Annotated in this window: 17 protein-coding genes; 5 read left to right on the top strand and 12 right to left on the bottom strand. The window is 66.9% G+C overall.

Features of this window, described 5'->3' with window-relative positions; genetic code table 11:
• Positions 1-3: 3 nt before the first annotated feature.
• The 3 genes from AC1MLT_RS13735 to AC1MLT_RS13725 form a co-directional block, all read right to left on the bottom strand.
• The gene (locus AC1MLT_RS13735) at positions 4-723 is read right to left on the bottom strand and encodes a MotA/TolQ/ExbB proton channel family protein (RefSeq protein ID WP_481032760.1); all 720 of its coding nucleotides are present in this window, start codon (positions 721-723) and stop codon (positions 4-6) included.
• A 13-nt stretch (positions 724-736) separates the two neighbouring features.
• Positions 737-1528 carry a 4-hydroxy-tetrahydrodipicolinate reductase gene (gene dapB, locus AC1MLT_RS13730; RefSeq protein WP_481035016.1) on the bottom strand — a complete coding sequence of 264 codons (792 nt, stop codon included), beginning with the start codon at positions 1526-1528 and terminating at the stop codon, positions 737-739.
• 202 nt (positions 1529-1730) lie between these two features.
• On the bottom strand, positions 1731-2249 hold the full coding sequence (locus tag AC1MLT_RS13725; protein WP_481032759.1) for an outer membrane protein assembly factor BamE: 519 nt from the start codon (positions 2247-2249) through the stop codon (positions 1731-1733).
• 120 nt (positions 2250-2369) lie between these two features.
• Here AC1MLT_RS13725 and fur point away from each other — a divergent pair, with 120 nt between their 5' ends.
• Positions 2370-2789, top strand: a complete 420-nt coding sequence (gene fur, locus AC1MLT_RS13720) for a ferric iron uptake transcriptional regulator (RefSeq protein ID WP_481032758.1) — start codon at positions 2370-2372, stop codon at positions 2787-2789.
• 25 nt (positions 2790-2814) lie between these two features.
• Here the strand turns inward: fur and hprK are convergent, their stop codons facing one another.
• The 3 genes from hprK to hpf form a co-directional block, all read right to left on the bottom strand.
• A complete protein-coding gene (gene hprK, locus AC1MLT_RS13715; RefSeq protein ID WP_481032757.1) occupies positions 2815-3771 on the bottom strand; it encodes an HPr(Ser) kinase/phosphatase in 957 nt (318 codons plus the stop codon).
• Positions 3772-3793: 22 nt separating this feature from the next.
• Complete coding sequence (locus tag AC1MLT_RS13710) at positions 3794-4261, bottom strand: PTS sugar transporter subunit IIA (protein ID WP_481032756.1); 468 nt, start codon at positions 4259-4261, stop codon at positions 3794-3796.
• Positions 4262-4355: 94 nt separating this feature from the next.
• Positions 4356-4685, bottom strand: a complete 330-nt coding sequence (gene hpf, locus AC1MLT_RS13705; RefSeq protein WP_481032755.1) for a ribosome hibernation-promoting factor, HPF/YfiA family — start codon at positions 4683-4685, stop codon at positions 4356-4358.
• Positions 4686-4763: 78 nt separating this feature from the next.
• On the opposite strand from hpf, the gene AC1MLT_RS13700 reads away from it, so the two are divergent.
• The gene (locus tag AC1MLT_RS13700; RefSeq protein ID WP_481032754.1) at positions 4764-4994 is read left to right on the top strand and encodes a hypothetical protein; all 231 of its coding nucleotides are present in this window, start codon (positions 4764-4766) and stop codon (positions 4992-4994) included.
• 167 nt (positions 4995-5161) lie between these two features.
• On the opposite strand, the gene AC1MLT_RS13695 is transcribed toward AC1MLT_RS13700, so the two are convergent.
• Positions 5162-7306, bottom strand: coding sequence for an ATP-dependent helicase (locus tag AC1MLT_RS13695; RefSeq protein ID WP_481032753.1), 2145 nt, complete (start codon positions 7304-7306; stop codon positions 5162-5164).
• A 235-nt stretch (positions 7307-7541) separates the two neighbouring features.
• On the opposite strand from AC1MLT_RS13695, the gene corA reads away from it, so the two are divergent.
• Positions 7542-8528: a magnesium/cobalt transporter CorA gene (corA, locus tag AC1MLT_RS13690; protein WP_481032752.1), complete on the top strand. Its 987-nt coding sequence runs from the start codon at positions 7542-7544 to the stop codon at positions 8526-8528.
• 19 nt (positions 8529-8547) lie between these two features.
• Here the strand turns inward: corA and AC1MLT_RS13685 are convergent, their stop codons facing one another.
• From AC1MLT_RS13685 to AC1MLT_RS13670, 4 genes are all read right to left on the bottom strand, one after another.
• Complete coding sequence (locus AC1MLT_RS13685; RefSeq protein WP_481032751.1) at positions 8548-10224, bottom strand: long-chain-fatty-acid--CoA ligase; 1677 nt, start codon at positions 10222-10224, stop codon at positions 8548-8550.
• 32 nt (positions 10225-10256) lie between these two features.
• The gene (locus AC1MLT_RS13680) at positions 10257-11759 is read right to left on the bottom strand and encodes an NAD(P)(+) transhydrogenase (Re/Si-specific) subunit beta (protein WP_481032750.1); all 1503 of its coding nucleotides are present in this window, start codon (positions 11757-11759) and stop codon (positions 10257-10259) included.
• Positions 11756-12097: an NAD(P) transhydrogenase subunit alpha part 2 gene (locus tag AC1MLT_RS13675; RefSeq protein WP_481032749.1), complete on the bottom strand. Its 342-nt coding sequence runs from the start codon at positions 12095-12097 to the stop codon at positions 11756-11758. Before AC1MLT_RS13675 ends, AC1MLT_RS13680 begins: the two co-directional genes overlap by 4 nt.
• Before the next feature lie 101 nt (positions 12098-12198).
• Positions 12199-13341 carry a Re/Si-specific NAD(P)(+) transhydrogenase subunit alpha gene (locus tag AC1MLT_RS13670; protein ID WP_481032748.1) on the bottom strand — a complete coding sequence of 381 codons (1143 nt, stop codon included), beginning with the start codon at positions 13339-13341 and terminating at the stop codon, positions 12199-12201.
• 339 nt (positions 13342-13680) lie between these two features.
• Between AC1MLT_RS13670 and AC1MLT_RS13665 the strand changes: the two genes are divergently transcribed.
• Entirely contained in the window at positions 13681-14487 is an 807-nt protein-coding gene (locus tag AC1MLT_RS13665) for a response regulator transcription factor (protein WP_481032747.1), read from the top strand.
• A 93-nt stretch (positions 14488-14580) separates the two neighbouring features.
• Entirely contained in the window at positions 14581-15105 is a 525-nt protein-coding gene (locus AC1MLT_RS13660; protein WP_481032746.1) for an NUDIX hydrolase, read from the top strand.
• A gap of 16 nt (positions 15106-15121) precedes the next feature.
• On the opposite strand, the gene mnmA is transcribed toward AC1MLT_RS13660, so the two are convergent.
• Positions 15122-16270 (bottom strand): tRNA 2-thiouridine(34) synthase MnmA, encoded by a 1149-nt coding sequence (gene mnmA, locus AC1MLT_RS13655; protein ID WP_481032745.1) that lies wholly within the window; start codon positions 16268-16270, stop codon positions 15122-15124.
• Positions 16271-16307 lie beyond the last annotated feature (37 nt).

The raw sequence follows: 16307 nt of genomic DNA, 5'->3' as shown, positions 1-16307 counted from the left end.
GCGTCACACCGGCATCGGTCGCGCCGGCGGCAGCGGCGCCGCCATCGGCTTGGGCTGGCCGAAGACATCCAGCAGGTCGTGCGCGAAGCCCTCGAGCTCGGCCTCGATGCGGCCGATGAAGCGACCGAACACGTTGTAGGCCAGCACCGCCGGCAGGGCGACCGCCAGGCCGAGGGCGGTCATGACCAGCGCCTCGCCGACCGGGCCCGCGACGCGGTCGATGGTGAGGCCGCCGCCGGCGGCGCCCATGCCCGCGAGCGCACCCCGGATGCCCCACACGGTGCCGAGGAGACCGACGAAGGGTGCCGTGGCGCCGACCGTGGCCAGCAGGATCTGGCCGGCCTGCAAGCGCCGCAGGACGGTGTGCAGCGCATCGCGCAGGGTCCGCGTCAGGCGGGCATCGTGACCACCGGCCATGCCCAGGCTCGTCGAATCGACATCCATCGACGGTCGCTGCGCGCGCGCGGCGAACTCGCGCAGCGCCAGGACCGTGGGCGAGATCCAGCGCGAGGCGTCGAACGCTGCCAGACCGCGTTCGGCATCGGCCAGCGTCGGCGCCTGCCAGAACGCCGCGATGCCACGCAGCACCGCGCGCGTGCCGCCGCGCAGCAGCCATGCCTTCCACAGGATCGTCACCCAGCTGGCCACCGACATCGCCGCCAGCAATGCCGCCACCGCTCGGCTGACGCCGTCACCGTGTGCGAGCAGCTGCAGCGCGGTCATGGCCGGCGGTCTCTCAGCGCAGGCCCAGCACGTCGAACATGTCGAACAGGCCCGTCTGGCGCGTCGCCAGGAAACGCGCCGCGCGCAGGCTGCCCTGCGCATAGGTCGTGCGGCTGGCGGACTTGTGGGTGATCTCGATGCGCTCGCCGGTGCCGGCGAAGAGCACCGTGTGGTCGCCGACGATGTCACCGCCGCGGATGGTGGCGAAGCCGATCGACGACGGATCGCGCTCGCCGGTCACGCCCTCGCGCGCGTAGACGGCGCAGTCCTTGAGATCGCGCCCGAGCGCCTCGGCGATCACCTCGCCCATCTTCAGCGCGGTGCCCGAGGGCGCATCGACCTTGTGGCGATGGTGCGCTTCGATGATCTCGATGTCGTATCCGGTGGAGAGGGCCCGGGCCGCCATCTCCAGCAGCTTGAGGGTCACGTTCACGCCCACGCTCATGTTGGGCGCCATCACGATGGCGATGTCCCGGGCGATGTCGGCGATCTCCGCCTTCTGCGCCTCGCTGAAGCCGGTGGTGCCGATGACCGCGCGCACCCCCAGTTCGCGGCATGCGGCCAGGTGGGCCAGCGTGCCTTCGGGTCGCGTGAAATCGATGAGCACCTGCGCATCGCGCAGGCCGGTGCGCAGGTCGTCGACGATCGGCACGCCACTGTCGAAGCCCAGGAAGGCACCGGCATCGCTGCCGATCGCGGCACTGCCCGCCACGTCGAGGGCACCGGCCAGCGAACAGTCCGCGGCATCGCGCACGGCCTCGATCAGCATGCGGCCCATGCGCCCGGAAGCGCCGGCGATCGCGATGCGATGCGGTGCGTTCGCCGTCGGCGTGGCGCTGGCCGGGGAAGGGGGAGAAGCGGTAGAGGCAGCGGGAGAGGTCACGGGGAAAGGCCTTCAACGGTTCGACGGACCCGGAACCGCTTCGAGGTGAGCGCCGGCCTGGCGGCACGACGCCGGGACAACGACGGGACGACGCCTGGGACGTGCCGCCATGGGATCGAGCGCCTCAGCGCTCCAAGGGTGGGTAGCTGGCGGGCAGCGGCGGCAGCGGTTCGCTCGTGCCGCCCGATGTGCCCGGTGCCTTCGCGGGCGCCACCTTGTCGAGCTGCGCTTCGGAGGCTTCCAGCACCGGCACCCGGCCCGTGCGGCGGCGGGTGTCGAGCGTGGCGACGAACTCCTGCTCGCTCGGCATGGGGTCGCCCTCGAAGCGGTCGAGCAATTCGCCGTTGAAGAACAGCGTGAGACGACGCTGCTGGGGCTCGACGCCCTGGCGTCGGATGGTGAAGACGTAATCCCAGCGATCGGAGTGGAAGACGTCGGTCAGCAACGAGGTGCCCAGGATCTCGCGCACCTGCTGGCGCGACATGCCCGGCTTGAGTAACTCGACCTGCTCCTTGGAGACGAAGTTGCCCTGCACCACCTCGACCTTGTAAGGGGTCACCGCGACCAGTGCACCCCGGGTGCGTTCGGTGACGCCGCTGCAGGCGGTCAATGCCAGCAAGCTCAAGCCTGCGGCAGCGGCCATCAGCCGCGAACGGCTTTGGAGATCGACAAGCATGAAAGGAGGATGGAACGATATGATCGGACGATTGTAACGGCTGCCCTTCGGAGGCTCATCCCTGCAGGGCAGGTGCAGGAAAAGACCATGGGCAACATCGACGAACTCAAGAGCACGGGCCTGAAGGCCACGCTGCCCCGCCTGAAGATCCTCCAGATCTTCCAGACCACCAGTCAGCGGCACATGACCGCAGAAGATGTCTTCCGCGTGTTGCTGAACGAGCGCTCCGACATCGGGCTGGCCACCGTCTATCGCGTCCTGACCCAGTTCGAGCAGGCCGGTATCCTGGAGCGCAGTCATTTCGAGAGCGGCAAGGCGGTCTATGAGCTCAACGAGGGTTCGCACCACGACCACCTGATCTGCACCTCGTGCGGCAAGGTCGAGGAGTTCTACGACGCGGAGATCGAGAGCCGTCAGCAACTCGTGGCCAAGGACAAGGGGTGGATCCTGCAGGACCACGCGATGTCGCTGTATGGCCTGTGCGCGGACTGCGTGCACAAGCGCTGAGCCTGTTTGGGCCTCCGGTCCGTCGTCAGCTGTCCGCGCTGTTCTCCATGGCCTGCTGATGACGGGCGACGAAGTCGGCATAGGTGTCGATGCCGCGCAGTTGCAGGATGGAATTGCGCACTGCGGCCTCGACCAGCACGGCGATGTTGCGTCCCGCGACCACCTGGATGATGACCTTGCGGACCGGGATGCCCAGCACGTCCTGCGTCAACGGCGCCGCGGGCATGCGTTCGTAGTCGCGCTCGAAGCTGTCGCGGCGCACGAGATGGACGATCAGCTTCAGGCGCATCTTCCGCCGCACTGCCGTCTCGCCGAAGATGGCGCGGATGTCCAGGAGACCGATGCCTCGCACCTCCAGCAGGTTCTGCAACAGCTCAGGGCAACGCCCTTCGATGGTGTTCTGGTTGATGCGGAACAGGTCGATCGCATCGTCGGCGACCAGGCCGTTGCCACGCGAGATCAATTCGAGTCCCAGTTCGCTCTTTCCCAGTCCCGACTCGCCCGTGATCATCACGCCCAGGCCCAGGATGTCCATGAAGACGCCATGCATCGACGTCCGCTCGGCGAAATGCTTGGACAGGTAGGCACGCAGCAGGTCGATCACGAAGGCGGAGCTCTCGCGCGTCGCGAAGAGCGGCAGTTGCGCGCGCTCGCAGATGGCGAGCAGTTCGTCCGGAGCGGCCTGGCCATCGGCCAGCACGAGCATCGGTGGCTCCAGCATCACGATGCGCGCGACGCGCCGCGCGCAATCCTCCTTGGTCCCCCGCGTCAGGTAGGCGACCTCGCGCATCCCCATGATCTGGACGCGGTAGGGATGGATGTAGTTGAGGTAGCCCACCAGATCGGCCGCGGACTGGGCACGACTGATGACGTCAGGGTCGAACTGGCGCTCCGAGGCACCCAGGCCAGCCAGCCATTCCCAACGCAGTGACGCGCGGAACTCCTCGAACATGGCATCCGCGCTGATCACCGTCGGTTTCATGCGCGTCGCGTCGAGGGAAGGTTCAGATGACCTGTGCCGATTGCCAGCCGGCGATCAAGGCATGGAGCGCCTGTGCGTCCGTGCTCGACTTGATCTGCTCGCGCAGATTGGCGTCGCTCAGGAGCTCGGCAATCTCCGACAGGATTTCAAGATGCTTCTGAGTCGCTGCTTCCGGAACCAACAGGAAAATCAGCAGCACGACAGGTTGTTCGTCAGGCGCGTCGAACCCGATGGGATCGGCCAGCCGGAACACCGACGCCATGGGCGACTTGAGACCCTTGATGCGGCCGTGGGGAATTGCGACGCCATGACCGAGTCCGGTGGAACCCAGTCGCTCCCTGGCGAAGAGACTGTCGGTGATGAGTGCCCGGGCAAGGCCGTGCAGGTTCTCGAACAGGAGCCCGGCTTCCTCGAAAGCACGTTTTTTGCTCGTGGCGTCGACGCTCACGAGGACTTGAGCGGGCGGCAGGATGGACGCGAGACGGTTCATGGTGATGGCGGGGCGGGGGCGATTATGCACCCGCATCCCAAAAAGCCAAGGCCACCCGAAGGTGGCCCGCAATAGGACTTGCCCGGATGTCGGATCACATCACGCGTTTGGGCGCTTCATGGTGATGATCCTGCAGTCGATCCTTGTGCCTCACCACCTGGCGATCGAGTTTGTCGACCAACTCGTCGACGGCGGCATACAGATCAGCATGGCTCGATTCCGCGAACATGTCGTTGCCCTTGACGTGGATGTTGCATTCCGCCTTCTGGCGTCGTTCCTTTTCCTTCTGGTTTTCCACCGTGAGAATCACCTTGACATCGACCACCTGGTCGAAATGCCGGGTGATCCGGTCGAGCTTGGTGGTGACGTAATTGCGCAATGCGGGAGAAACGTCGAGGTGATGACCGCTGATCGTCAAATTCATGAAATGACCTCCTGGAATTGACGGTTGGGAAAATGACCGGTGCTTCGGAGCGAGGCACCGATCGGCGAAAAGACCTGGGTGGAAACACACTCCTGGAATCAGGATGTGGCGCAGGAAATGATCGGGAGTGAAGGGTTCGTTCGCACAAAGATGGACCTGCCTCCGATCCTCGAAGAGTCAGACAAAAGCGCGAATCAGAGCGCGCGGATTCACTATGCCCAAGGTGCCAGCGCATTGCAACAAGGGCGATGCAGCCCGCTGGAAACCGGCTGTTTCAATGGCATTAATGCTATTTTATTCATAGCATGACAGCCTTGATGGATCAACCGTCCCGCACTCCTTAAGAAAAAAGGCCATGCTTCCAAACAGTCGCTGCGACCCTTCCGGTCGCAAGGCCAACCGCTGCTTCGAAGCCGGCATCACCGGCGGGTCGGAAGTTGCCTTCGACCTCTCGTCATCGCCCTGTCATCGCCGTTTCATCGCCATGCCGCCCGCATGCGGCTGAGCAGGTCGATGGTGGCCGGTGGTGGTGGCACCACCGATCTCGGCGGCGGCGGGGGCGGCCAGACGACCTGCTCGAAGCGGCCGAGATCGGCTTCGGCGATGAAGCGGGTCCGCGAGGCGTACATGTGGCGATCGCCACGCACGGCCTGCTGCGTGACATAGAAGCGCTGTGGCACCAGGATGTGCAGATGGTCCCGGGCCCGCGTCATGGCCACGTAGAGCAGCCGGCGCTCCTCTTCCAGTTCCTGCGGTCCCTGCGCCACGTCGGCGGGCATGCAGCCGTCGACGACGTTGAGCACATGCACCGAGGTCCATTCCTGGCCCTTGGCCGAATGGATGGTCGACAGGACGAGATAGTCCTCGTCGAGCAGCGGCGGTCCGGGCCGGTCGCTGGTCGCTTCGGGCGGGTCGAGGGTCAGTTCGGTCAGGAAACGCTCGCGCGAACCGTAGCCGGCGGCGAGCCGGACGAGTTGCTCGATGTCGCCACGCCGGACGGCGGCATCCTCGTACAGGCGATCGAGATGCGGAAGGTACCAGCGCATGGCGATCTCCATGTCGGCCGGCCAGGCCAGGTCCGACCGGCGCAATGCCGCATAGGCATCCGCGAAACGCTTCCATTCCACCTTCGCGCCGGACGGCGGCACGAAGTCCCGCATCGCAGCGGCGGGATCGGCGGCCTCGTCCATCGCATCGAGCAGTCGCGCGGAGGTGACCGGTCCGATGCCGGGGATGAATTGCGTGACGCGGAATCCCGCCATCCGGCCACGCGGGTTCTGGGCGAAGCGCAGGATCGCCAGCAGATCCTTGACGTGCGCCGCCTCCAGGAACTTGAGACCGCCGTACTTGACGAACGGGATGTTGCGCCGCGCCAGTTCGAGCTCGAGCGCCGCGCTGTGGTACGAGGTCCGGAACAGCACGGCCTGCGACTTGAGCGCCAGGCCGCCTTCACGATGCGCCAGCACGCGATCGGCCACCCATTGCGCCTGTCCGGCTTCGTCGGGCACCAGCACGAGTTGCGGCCGGCCAGCCGATGGCTTGTCGGTCCAGAGGGTCTTGGCATGCCGCTCGGCCGCGGCGGCGATGACCGCGTTGGAGACATCGAGGATCGGCTGCGTGGAGCGGTAGTTGCGCTCCAGCGTGACGATGCGCGCCTCCACCGGCCGAGGTCCGTCGGGCGAGTGCCGCTGGAACAATCCCGGGAAATCGAGGATGTTGCGCACCGTCGCCCCGCGGAAGGAATAGATCGACTGGGCGTCGTCGCCGACCACCGTGAGGCCGCGCCCATCGGGTCGCAGCCCGAGCAGGATCGAGGCCTGCAGGCGGTTGGTGTCCTGGTACTCGTCCACCAGGATGTGGTCGAAACGCGCGCCGACATCGGCCGCGAGCGCGGCGTCGGACACCATGCCGGCCCAGTACAGCAGGAGATCGTCGTAGTCCAGCGCATGCTGGTCCTGCTTGGCATCGACATAGGCGCCGAAGAGGCGCTTCAACTCGACCTCCCATTCGGCGCACCACGGAAAGGCTTCCGCCAGCACCTGCCCGAGCGGCGCGCAGGTGTTGACGGCGCGCGAATAGATCGACAGGCAGGTGCCCTTCTGCGGAAAGCGCCGGGTCGTGGACGACAGGCCCAGGTCGTGCCGCACCAGGCCCATCAGATCCTCGGCATCGCCGCGGTCGTGGATGGTGAAGTTCTCGTTCAGGCCGATCCGGCCGGCGTACTCGCGCAGCAGCCGCGCGCCGATGCCATGGAAGGTTCCGGCCCAGGGCAGCGCGGGCGCGGCATCGTCACGCAGTCCCAGCACACGCATGGCGACCTGACCGGCCCGGCGGGTCATCTCCTGCGCCGCGCGACGCGAGAAGGTCAGCAGCAGGATCCGCTGCGGATCGGTGCCCCGCGCGATCAGGCCGGCGACGCGATGCGCCAGCGTGCTGGTCTTGCCCGATCCCGCGCCGGCGATCACCAGCAGCGGACGCGCGTCGGCGCCGGCCGCGTCGCCCGCCGACATCCCATGGTCGACCGCCGCGCGCTGGGCCTCGTTGAGGGTCGACAGCGCCTCGGCGAGACGCTCGGCCAGGGTGGACGACGCGGGGGCGGGGACGGTGGCGGCGATGGGCATCGGAACCCGACTTTACTGGACATCCATCCAGATCGGATCACGCCTTTGATGGTCGGCGTCTACGGGTAAGTGCCCAGGGCCGATGCCATAATCGCGCGTCGCTGCAACCGGAGATTTCGACTTGGAAAGCTATCCGTCTCGGCAGCTTTCGACTCCCGTCTGAACGCCATCGGCGAGGGAATCGAAAGCGCCCCCACCCCTCGCCCATCGTCAGATTTTTCACGGGAGTGAGCTCATGCTCAACATCTTCACGCTCGCCAACGGGCGCCTGGTCCAGGAAGAGATCGAGGCCCTCGAGGAGCTGTCCCAGTTCCAGCCCATCTGGGTCGATCTCGAATCGCCCACGGTCGAGGAGAAGCGCTGGATCAAGCAGTACTACGGCCTGTCCATCCCCGAGGACGCGATGGACGAGGACATCGAGGAATCGGCGCGCTTCTACGAGGAGGACAACGGCGAGCTGCACATCCGCAGCGACTTCCTGATCGACGACGACGAGAACCCGCGCTCGGTGCGTGTCGCCTTCATCCTCAATCAGCACAATGCCGAACTGCGCAGCCGCGGCGTGCTGTTCTCGATCCACGACGAGGACGTGCCGGTGTTCCGCCTGTTGCGCATGCGGGCGCGTCGCGCGCCGGGCCTGATCGAGGACGCCAAGGAAGTGCTGCTCAAGCTGCTCGACGCCGACGCGGAATACTCGGCCGACACGCTGGAGAACATCTACGACGAGCTGGAGGTGGTCGGCAAGAAGGTGCTGGCGGGCAATGTCAGCGACGAACTCGCCGGCGAGGTGCTGGGCGCCATCGCGCGCCAGGAGGACCTGAACGGGCGCATCCGCCGCAACGTGATGGACACGCGCCGCGCGGTCAGCTTCATGATGCGCAGCCGCATGCTCAATGCCGACCAATTCGAGGAAGCGCGCCAGATCCTGCGCGACATCGAGTCGCTGGACAACCACACCGCCTTCCTGTTCGACAAGATCAACTTCCTGATGGATGCGACGGTCGGCTTCATCAACATCAACCAGAACAAGACCATCAAGATCTTCTCGGTGGCCAGCGTGGCGCTGCTGCCGCCGACGCTGATCGCGAGCGTCTATGGCATGAACTTCAAGTTCATGCCGGAGCTCGAATGGAGCTTCGGCTATGGCTATGCGATCGCATTGATGGTGGCCAGCGCGCTCGGGCCGATGTGGTACTTCCGCCGGCGCGGCTGGTTGAAGTAGGGCTTCGCGCGCGGCGTCCTCAGGTCTTGTCGCGCAACTCGCGCCGCAGGATCTTGCCCACCGGTGTCTTGGGCATGTCGGTGCGGAACTCGATGCGCGCGGGGCGCTTGTAGCCGGTGAGGTTCTCGCGGCAGAAGGCGCGCACCTGGGCTTCCGTGAGATCGGCGTTCTTCCTGACGATCACCAGCTTGACGGCTTCCCCCGTCTTCTCGTCGGCGATGCCGACCGCGGCGCACTCCAGCACCCCTTCCAGCTGGGCGACCACGTCCTCGACCTCGTTGGGATAGACGTTGAATCCCGACACCAGGATCATGTCCTTCTTGCGATCGACGATGCGGAAGAAGCCGCGCTCGTCGACCCGGCCGATGTCGCCCGACTTGAACCAGCCATCGCTGGTCATGACCTTGGCCGTCTCGTCGGGCCGCTGCCAGTACCCCGCCATCACCTGCGGCCCCTTGATCGCGATCTCGCCGGCCTCCCCCGGCGCCGAGGGCCGGCCCTCGTCGTCCAGCAGGGTCATCCAGGTGCCGGGCAAGGGCACGCCGATGGTGCCGGTGTAGGCCGTGCTGGTGGTCGGGTTGCAGCTGACCGAGGGCGACGTCTCCGACAGTCCGTAGCCTTCGCAGATCGGGCAGCCGGTCTTCTCCAGCCAGAGCTTGGCGACCGCGCCCTGCACGGCCATGCCGCCACCGAGCGAGACCTTGAGGTTGCTCCAGTCCACGGTGCCGAAATCCGGATGGTTGGCCAGTCCGTTGAAGAGCGTGTTGACGGCCGGGAAACTGTGGAAGGTGTGCTTCGACAGCTCCTTGAGCGTGGCCGAGAGATCGCGCGGATTGGGAATCAGGATCACCTTGCCACCCGTTCGCAGCCCCAGCATCATGTTCACCGTGAAGGCGAAGATGTGATAGAGCGGCAGCGCGCAGACGCTCGTGGATTGTTCGCCGGCGGGCACCTTCTCCATCACCGGCGCGTTCCAGGCCTCGGACTGCAGCACGTTGGCGATCACGTTGCGATGCAGCAGCACCGCTCCCTTCGAGACGCCCGTGGTGCCGCCGGTGTATTGCAGGACCGCGATGTCGTCGGGTCCGATGGCGACCGGGCGGAGCGTCGCGCGCGCGCCCTGCCCGAGCGCCGCGTTGAAGGTCACCGCGCCGGGCAGCTCGTAGGCCGGCACCAGCTTCTTCACCCTGCGCACCACGAAGTTGACGAGCGCTCCCTTGAGCAGACCCAGGCGATCGCCCATGGCGCATCGCACGATGTGCTTGACGGGCGTCGTGGCCAGGCACTGGGCGAGCGTGGCGGCGAAGTTCTCCATGATCACGATCACCGTCGCCCCGCTGTCCTTGAGCTGGTGGGCGAGTTCACGCGGCGTGTAGAGCGGATTCACGTTGACCAGCACCAGACCGGCACGCAGGATGCCCGCGACGGCGATCGGGTACTGGGTGCAGTTGGGCATCATGACGGCAACGCGGTCGCCCTTGGCCAGGCCGAGTCCCTGCAGGTAGGCGGCGAAGGCGCGGCTCAGGCGATCGACCTCGGCATAGCTGGCGTCGCGGCCCATGAAGCTGTAGGCCGTGCGGTCGGCATGGGTGGCGAAGCTTTCAGCCATCAGGGCCGGCAGCGACGCATAGAGCGTGACGTCGATGTCGGCGGGCACGCCTGGGGGGTAGCTGGTGAGCCAGGGGCGATCGTTCATGGAGCAGGGATCCTTGGAGCTGTTCTGTTCGACTATTCGATGGCCTTGCCCATGTCCTCGACGACCTTCTTGGCGTCGCCGAAGACCATCAGGGTCTTGTCCATGTAGAAGAGTTCATTGTCCAGGCCGGCATATCCGGCGGCCATGGAGCGTTTGTTAACAATGACGGTCTTGGCCTTGTAGGCCTCCAGGATGGGCATGCCGTAGATCGGACTGCCCTTGGTGTGGGCCGCGGGGTTCACCACGTCGTTGGCGCCCAGGATGATCGCCACGTCGGCCTGGCCGAACTCGCCGTTGATGTCCTCCATCTCGAAGACCTGGTCGTAGGGCACCTCGGCCTCGGCCAGCAGCACGTTCATGTGTCCGGGCATGCGGCCGGCCACCGGGTGGATCGCGTACTTCACCGTGATGCCCTTTTCCGTGAGCTTGGCCGCGAGCTCCTTGACCGCGTGCTGCGCGCGCGCCACCGCCAGGCCGTAGCCCGGCACGATCACCACCGTCTCGGCGTTGGACAGCACGAAGGCCGCGTCGTCGGCGCTGCCGCTCTTGACCGGGCGCTGCACCGCCGCGCCCGCGGCGCCGGCGGTGACCGCCTCGCCCCCGAAGCCGCCCAGGATCACGTTGAAGAAGCTGCGGTTCATCGCCTTGCACATGATGTAGGAGAGGATCGCCCCGGAGCTGCCCACCAGCGAACCGGCGACGATCAGCATGGCGTTGTTCAGCGAGAAGCCGATGCCCGCGGCGGCCCAGCCCGAGTAGCTGTTGAGCATCGACACCACCACCGGCATGTCCGCCCCGCCGATCGGGATGATGATGAGCACGCCCATGACGAAGGCCAGCGCCAGCATGGCGAAGAAGGCACCCCAGCTCTCGGTGGCGACGAAGACCAGGCCCAGCGCCACGGTCAGCAGGCCCAGCACCAGATTGAGCGGATGCTGCCCCTTGAAGGCCACCGGAGCGCCCTGGAACAGACGGAAGCGGTACTTGCCCGAGAGCTTGCCGAAGGCGATGACCGAGCCGCTGAAGGTGATCGCGCCGATGGCCGCGCCCAGGAAGAGCTCGAGCCGGTTGCCATGGGGGATGGCATAGCGCAGCACGCCGTCGACCAGCATCGCGCCGGTGGTGGTCGCCGTGGCCGCCACCGCCGCCACGGGCGGCGGCGTGATGCCGAAGGCCCAGGGCTCGGCCACCGCCGCCACCCCGATGAACACCGCCGCCAGGCCGATCATGCTGTGCATGAAGGCCACCAGCTCGGGCATCTTGGTCATCTCGACCTTGTGGGCCATGAAGGCGCCCGCGCCACCGCCGACGACCAGCGCGGCGAGCACCCAGGCGATGCCGCTGCCGAAGCCCACGCCCAGCATCGCGGCCTGGCCATGGACCAGCGCCAGGGTGGTGACCACCGCGATGGCCATGCCGCTCATGCCGAAGAGGTTGCCGCGGATGGAGGTGGTCGGGTGGGACAGGCCCTTCAGGGCCTGGATGAAGCAGACGCTGGCCACCAGGTAGAGCAGCGTGACGACGTTCATGCTCATTGGGCCTCTCCCTTCGCGCCGGCGGCCGCGGCCGCGGCGGGCGCCTTGCGCTCCTTCTTCCGGAACATCTCCAGCATCCGGCGCGTGACCAGGAAGCCGCCGAAGACGTTGACCGCCGCCAGCGCCACGGCCAGCACGCCCATGGTCTTGCCCAGCGGGGTGACCGTCAGCGCCGCGGCCAGCATGGCCCCCACGATGACGATCGCCGAGATGGCGTTGGTGACCGCCATGAGCGGCGTGTGCAGCGCCGGCGTGACGGTCCACACCACGTGGTAGCCCACGTAGATGGCCAGCACGAAGATGATCAGGTTGATGACGGTATGCGATACGGGATCCATGGCTCTCGCGCTCCTCGGTGATGCGTTGTGCGTTGTGCGTTCTTCTGTGGATGGGCGCCCTGCAGGCGCGCGCGGTCCGCGTCCGCCGCCGACGCCCGCGTCTACCCGCGGGTGACCCGGCCGCCCTGCGTCACGCGGCAGGCCGCCACGATGTCGTCCTCCAGGTCGATCTTCAATCCGCCGTCCCCGGGAAGGATCAGCTTGAGGAAATCGAGCACGTTGCGCGCGTAGAGCGCCGACGCATCGGCCGCCACGCGCGCGGGCAGGTTGGTCTCGCCGACGATCGTCACGCCGTGCCTGACGACCGTGCGCCCGGCCTCCGACAGCGTGCAGTTGCCGCCGGTCAGGCCCCCGCTCGTGTCCGCGCCCTTGCCCGCGGCGATGTCGACGATGACCGAGCCGGGCTTCATCGCCTGGACCATGGCCTCGGTGACCAGCGTGGGTGCCGCGCGCCCGGGGATGAGGGCCGTGCTGATGACGATGTCGGCGGCGGCCACGCGCTTGGCCACCTCCACCTGCTGGCGCGCCAGCCAGCTCGCGGGCATCGGCCGGGCATAGCCGCCCACGCCGACGGCGGCCTCGCGCTCCTCGTCGGTCTCGTAGGGCACGTCGATGAACTTCGCCCCCAGCGACTCGACCTGCTCCTTGACGCTCGGGCGCACGTCGGACGCCTCGATCACCGCGCCCAGGCGCTTGGCCGTGGCGATGGCCTGCAGCCCCGCCACGCCCACCCCCAGGATCACCACCCGGGCGGCCTTGACGGTGCCGGCGGCGGTCATGAGCATCGGGAAGAAGCGCTGGTACCGGTCGGCGGCGATCATCACCGCCTTGTAGCCGGCGATGTTGGCCTGCGAGGACAGCACATCCATGCTCTGCGCGCGCGTGGTGCGCGGCGCCGCCTCCAGCGCGAAGGCGGTGACGCCGGCCGTGGCCAGACGCTGCAGGCCGGCGGCGTCGAAAGGCTCGAGCATGCCCACCAGGACCGCGCCGGGCGTGAGCAGGGCCTGCTCTGATTCCGATGGAGGCCTGACCTTGAGCACCACCTCGCAACCCAGGGCGCCAGCCGCATCGGTGAGGACCGCGCCCGCGGCTTCGTAGGCGGCATCGGTGACGCTCGCGGCGACGCCGGCGCCGCTCTGGATGTTCAGGACATGGCCCTGCGCCACCAGTTTTTTCGCCGTTTCGGGAGTGACGGCCACCCGGGTCTCATCCACTGCCGTTTCGGCAGGTATGCCTATCCTCATCAGCAATCTCCTCGGACAGCGCCCGTGTCCTTGTTCTTCGAAATGAGCTTACTCGAACCCCCCGCCAGCCGACATGCGGGTTAGCGCTCGTCAAATGCACGTCCTACAAATGAAAACAAGTGTCAGTCCAACACTTTCCCCAGTGACGAACTGAGTTTCAATGCGCCGCGGGACGACACCAAGTTCAAGGTTCGTGCGCTTTTCACCGGTATCCAAGTGACTGATCGCCCTTGCGTTTGCAGCATCGGAAATGATCGGGTTAACATTTGAAATTAGTACTATGGTTTGCATAAACGCCGACGTCGCGGCATGCCGACCCAGCACCAAGGGGATATGAAAATGCGAATTGCAGCGCTCGACGACGAGTCCAGCCAACGCGATCTGATGTGCTCGACGATGGAGCGGATGGGGCACGAGTGCCATGGCTACGGGCTGGCCAAACCGCTGCTGCGCGACCTGCGCCAGCAAAGCTTCGATCTGCTTATCCTCGACTGGACCCTGCCCGACATGCCGGGCCCGGCGGTGGTCAAACGCATCCGCGACGATTTCAACAACCGGATTCCGATCCTCTTCGTGACCCACCGGCACGAGGAGGCCGACATGGTCGAGGGGCTCACGGTCGGCGCCGACGATTTCATGCTGAAGCCGCTGCGCACCGCGGAACTCGAGGCCCGCGTCCATGCCCTGCTGCGGCGCGCCTATCCGGCACGGCACGACACCGAACTGACGATCGGCCCCTATCACTTCCTGCCGCAGCGACGCATGCTCAAGGTGAACGGCGTGCAGGCCGAACTCAAGCACCGGGAATACGAACTGGCGCTGTTCCTGTTCCAGAACATCGGCCGGCTGCTGTCGCGCGAGCACCTGCGCGAAGCCATCTGGGGCATCAGCGACCAGACCTCCTCGCGCTCGCTCGACACCCACGTCTCGCGGTTGCGCAACAAGCTCGATCTGCGACCGTCGCGCGGTTTCCTGCTGTCCGCGATCTACGGCCTGGGTTATCGCCTGGAGGCGGTCGACTCCGAGGACTTCGCGGTCTCCAGCCTCGAGGCGGGCGCGGACGTCGGCGTGGACGCCAGCGCGGCCACGCGCATCGACATCAGCGCCAAGCCCACGCCCACGCCCGCGCCCGCGCCCACGACCTGACCTCCGCATGGCGGATGGCTCGAGCAAGTGGCGGCGCTACAGTCGCTGCTGTCCCGGCTCTGGCGCCGGGTGCTCCCACGAGAACTCCGTCCCATGACCGCATCGCGTCCCCGCTGGAAACCCAATGTCACCGTAGCGGCGGTGATCGAACGCGAAGGCCGCTTCCTGCTGGTCGAGGAACACACCTCGGCCGGCCTGAAGCTCAACACGCCCGCCGGCCATCTCGATCCGGGCGAGTCGCCGGCCGAGGGCTGCGCCCGCGAGACGCTGGAGGAGACCGCCCACCACTTCACGCCGGATGCGCTGGTCGGGGTCTACATGGCTCGCTTCCAGCGCCCGGCCGCGCGCCCGGGCACCGATGGCGAACAGGACATCACCTACCTGCGCTTCGCGTTCGCCGGCACGCTCGGCGCCTTCGAGGCCGACCGCACGCTCGACGACGGCATCGTGCGGACCCTGTGGATGGACATCGACGAACTGCGGGCCAGCGTCGATCGGCATCGCAGTCCCCTGCTGCTGCGCTGCATCGAGGACTATCTCGCGGGCCAGCGCTACCCGCTGGAGCTGATCCATACCGACGCCTCGGTCGCCCTGCCGCCGGACGCCGGCGACGCCTGAACCCCAGCGCGGCGCTTCAGCGTTCGGCCAGCGGCACCGCGCGCGTGATGACGCCGCCGCCCAGGCACACCTCGCCCTGGTAGACCACCGCCGACTGGCCCGGCGTGACGGCCCACTGCGCCTCGTCGAAGTCGAGCCGGAATCCGTCCGGGTCGTCGCGCAGCCGGCAGGTCGCGTCGAGCTGGCGATAGCGCGCCTTGGCGGCATGGTCACCCGCCGCCGGCGGCACGCCGGCGACCCAGCTCATGTCGTCGGCCGTCAGCGCATGCGAGAGCAGCCAGGGATGGTCATGGCCCTGCACCACCCACAGCGTGTTGCGCTCGATGTCCTTGCGCGCCACGAACCACGGCGCGTGCGCTCCCACGCCGCGCAGGCCCTGGGCCTCGATGGCCTTCAGTTCGGCGCCGCGCGCCTTCACGCCACCGATGCCCAGGCCCTGGCGCTGGCCCAGCGTGTAGAAGCTCAGTCCCTGGTGTTCGCCCAGCGTGCGTCCGCGCTCGTCCTTGATCGGGCCCGGCGCCTTGGAGATGTAGCGGTTGAGGAAGTCGCGGAACGGCCGCTCGCCGATGAAGCAGATGCCGGTCGAATCCTTCTTCCTGGCATTGGGCAGGCCGATCTCGTCGGCGATGCGGCGCACCTCGGTCTTCTTCAGCTCGCCGACCGGGAACAGGGTCTTCGAGAGCTGCGCCTGGTTCAACCGGTGGAGGAAGTAGCTCTGGTCCTTGGCGGGGTCGAGTCCCTTGAGCAGCTGGTGGCGGCCGCTCGCCGCGTCGTGGCGCACCCGGGCATAGTGGCCGGTGGCGATCTTTTCCGCGCCCAGGCGCATCGCGTGGTCGAGGAAGGCCTTGAACTTGATCTCGGCATTGCACAGCACGTCCGGATTGGGCGTGCGGCCGGCCTGGTACTCGCGCAGGAATTCGGCGAACACGCGATCCTTGTAGTCGGCCGCGAAGTTGACGTGCTCGATCTCGATGCCCAGCACGTCGGCGACCGCCGCCGCATCGATGAAGTCGACGTTCGACGAGCAGTATTCGTCGTCGTCGTCGTCCTCCCAGTTCTTCATGAAGATGCCGACCACCTCGTGGCCCTGTTGCTTGAGCAGGTGCGCCGTGACCGCGGAATCGACTCCGCCGCTCAGGCCCACCACGATGCGCTGCTTTTCCATGGGCCCGATTGTCCGCGCCCCGGCCCGTTGGCGCGCG

It is taken from the genome of Variovorax sp. PEI5 (assembly GCF_056679935.1).
Note: the sequence above shows the minus strand (reverse complement) of the source record. Positions and strands in the feature narration are given on the sequence as shown.

Coding starts and splice junctions, on each gene's coding strand:
- corA (WP_481032752.1), top strand. CDS start 7,542: ATGCTCAACATCTTCACGCTCGCCAACGGGCGCCTGGTCCAGGAAGAG.
- AC1MLT_RS13735 (WP_481032760.1), bottom strand. CDS start 723: ATGACCGCGCTGCAGCTGCTCGCACACGGTGACGGCGTCAGCCGAGCG.
- AC1MLT_RS13695 (WP_481032753.1), bottom strand. CDS start 7,306: ATGCCCATCGCCGCCACCGTCCCCGCCCCCGCGTCGTCCACCCTGGCC.
- fur (WP_481032758.1), top strand. CDS start 2,370: ATGGGCAACATCGACGAACTCAAGAGCACGGGCCTGAAGGCCACGCTG.
- AC1MLT_RS13680 (WP_481032750.1), bottom strand. CDS start 11,759: ATGAGCATGAACGTCGTCACGCTGCTCTACCTGGTGGCCAGCGTCTGC.
- AC1MLT_RS13675 (WP_481032749.1), bottom strand. CDS start 12,097: ATGGATCCCGTATCGCATACCGTCATCAACCTGATCATCTTCGTGCTG.
- AC1MLT_RS13670 (WP_481032748.1), bottom strand. CDS start 13,341: ATGAGGATAGGCATACCTGCCGAAACGGCAGTGGATGAGACCCGGGTG.
- AC1MLT_RS13685 (WP_481032751.1), bottom strand. CDS start 10,224: ATGAACGATCGCCCCTGGCTCACCAGCTACCCCCCAGGCGTGCCCGCC.
- AC1MLT_RS13665 (WP_481032747.1), top strand. CDS start 13,681: ATGCGAATTGCAGCGCTCGACGACGAGTCCAGCCAACGCGATCTGATG.
- mnmA (WP_481032745.1), bottom strand. CDS start 16,270: ATGGAAAAGCAGCGCATCGTGGTGGGCCTGAGCGGCGGAGTCGATTCC.
- hprK (WP_481032757.1), bottom strand. CDS start 3,771: ATGAAACCGACGGTGATCAGCGCGGATGCCATGTTCGAGGAGTTCCGC.
- AC1MLT_RS13710 (WP_481032756.1), bottom strand. CDS start 4,261: ATGAACCGTCTCGCGTCCATCCTGCCGCCCGCTCAAGTCCTCGTGAGC.
- AC1MLT_RS13660 (WP_481032746.1), top strand. CDS start 14,581: ATGACCGCATCGCGTCCCCGCTGGAAACCCAATGTCACCGTAGCGGCG.
- hpf (WP_481032755.1), bottom strand. CDS start 4,685: ATGAATTTGACGATCAGCGGTCATCACCTCGACGTTTCTCCCGCATTG.
- AC1MLT_RS13725 (WP_481032759.1), bottom strand. CDS start 2,249: ATGGCCGCTGCCGCAGGCTTGAGCTTGCTGGCATTGACCGCCTGCAGC.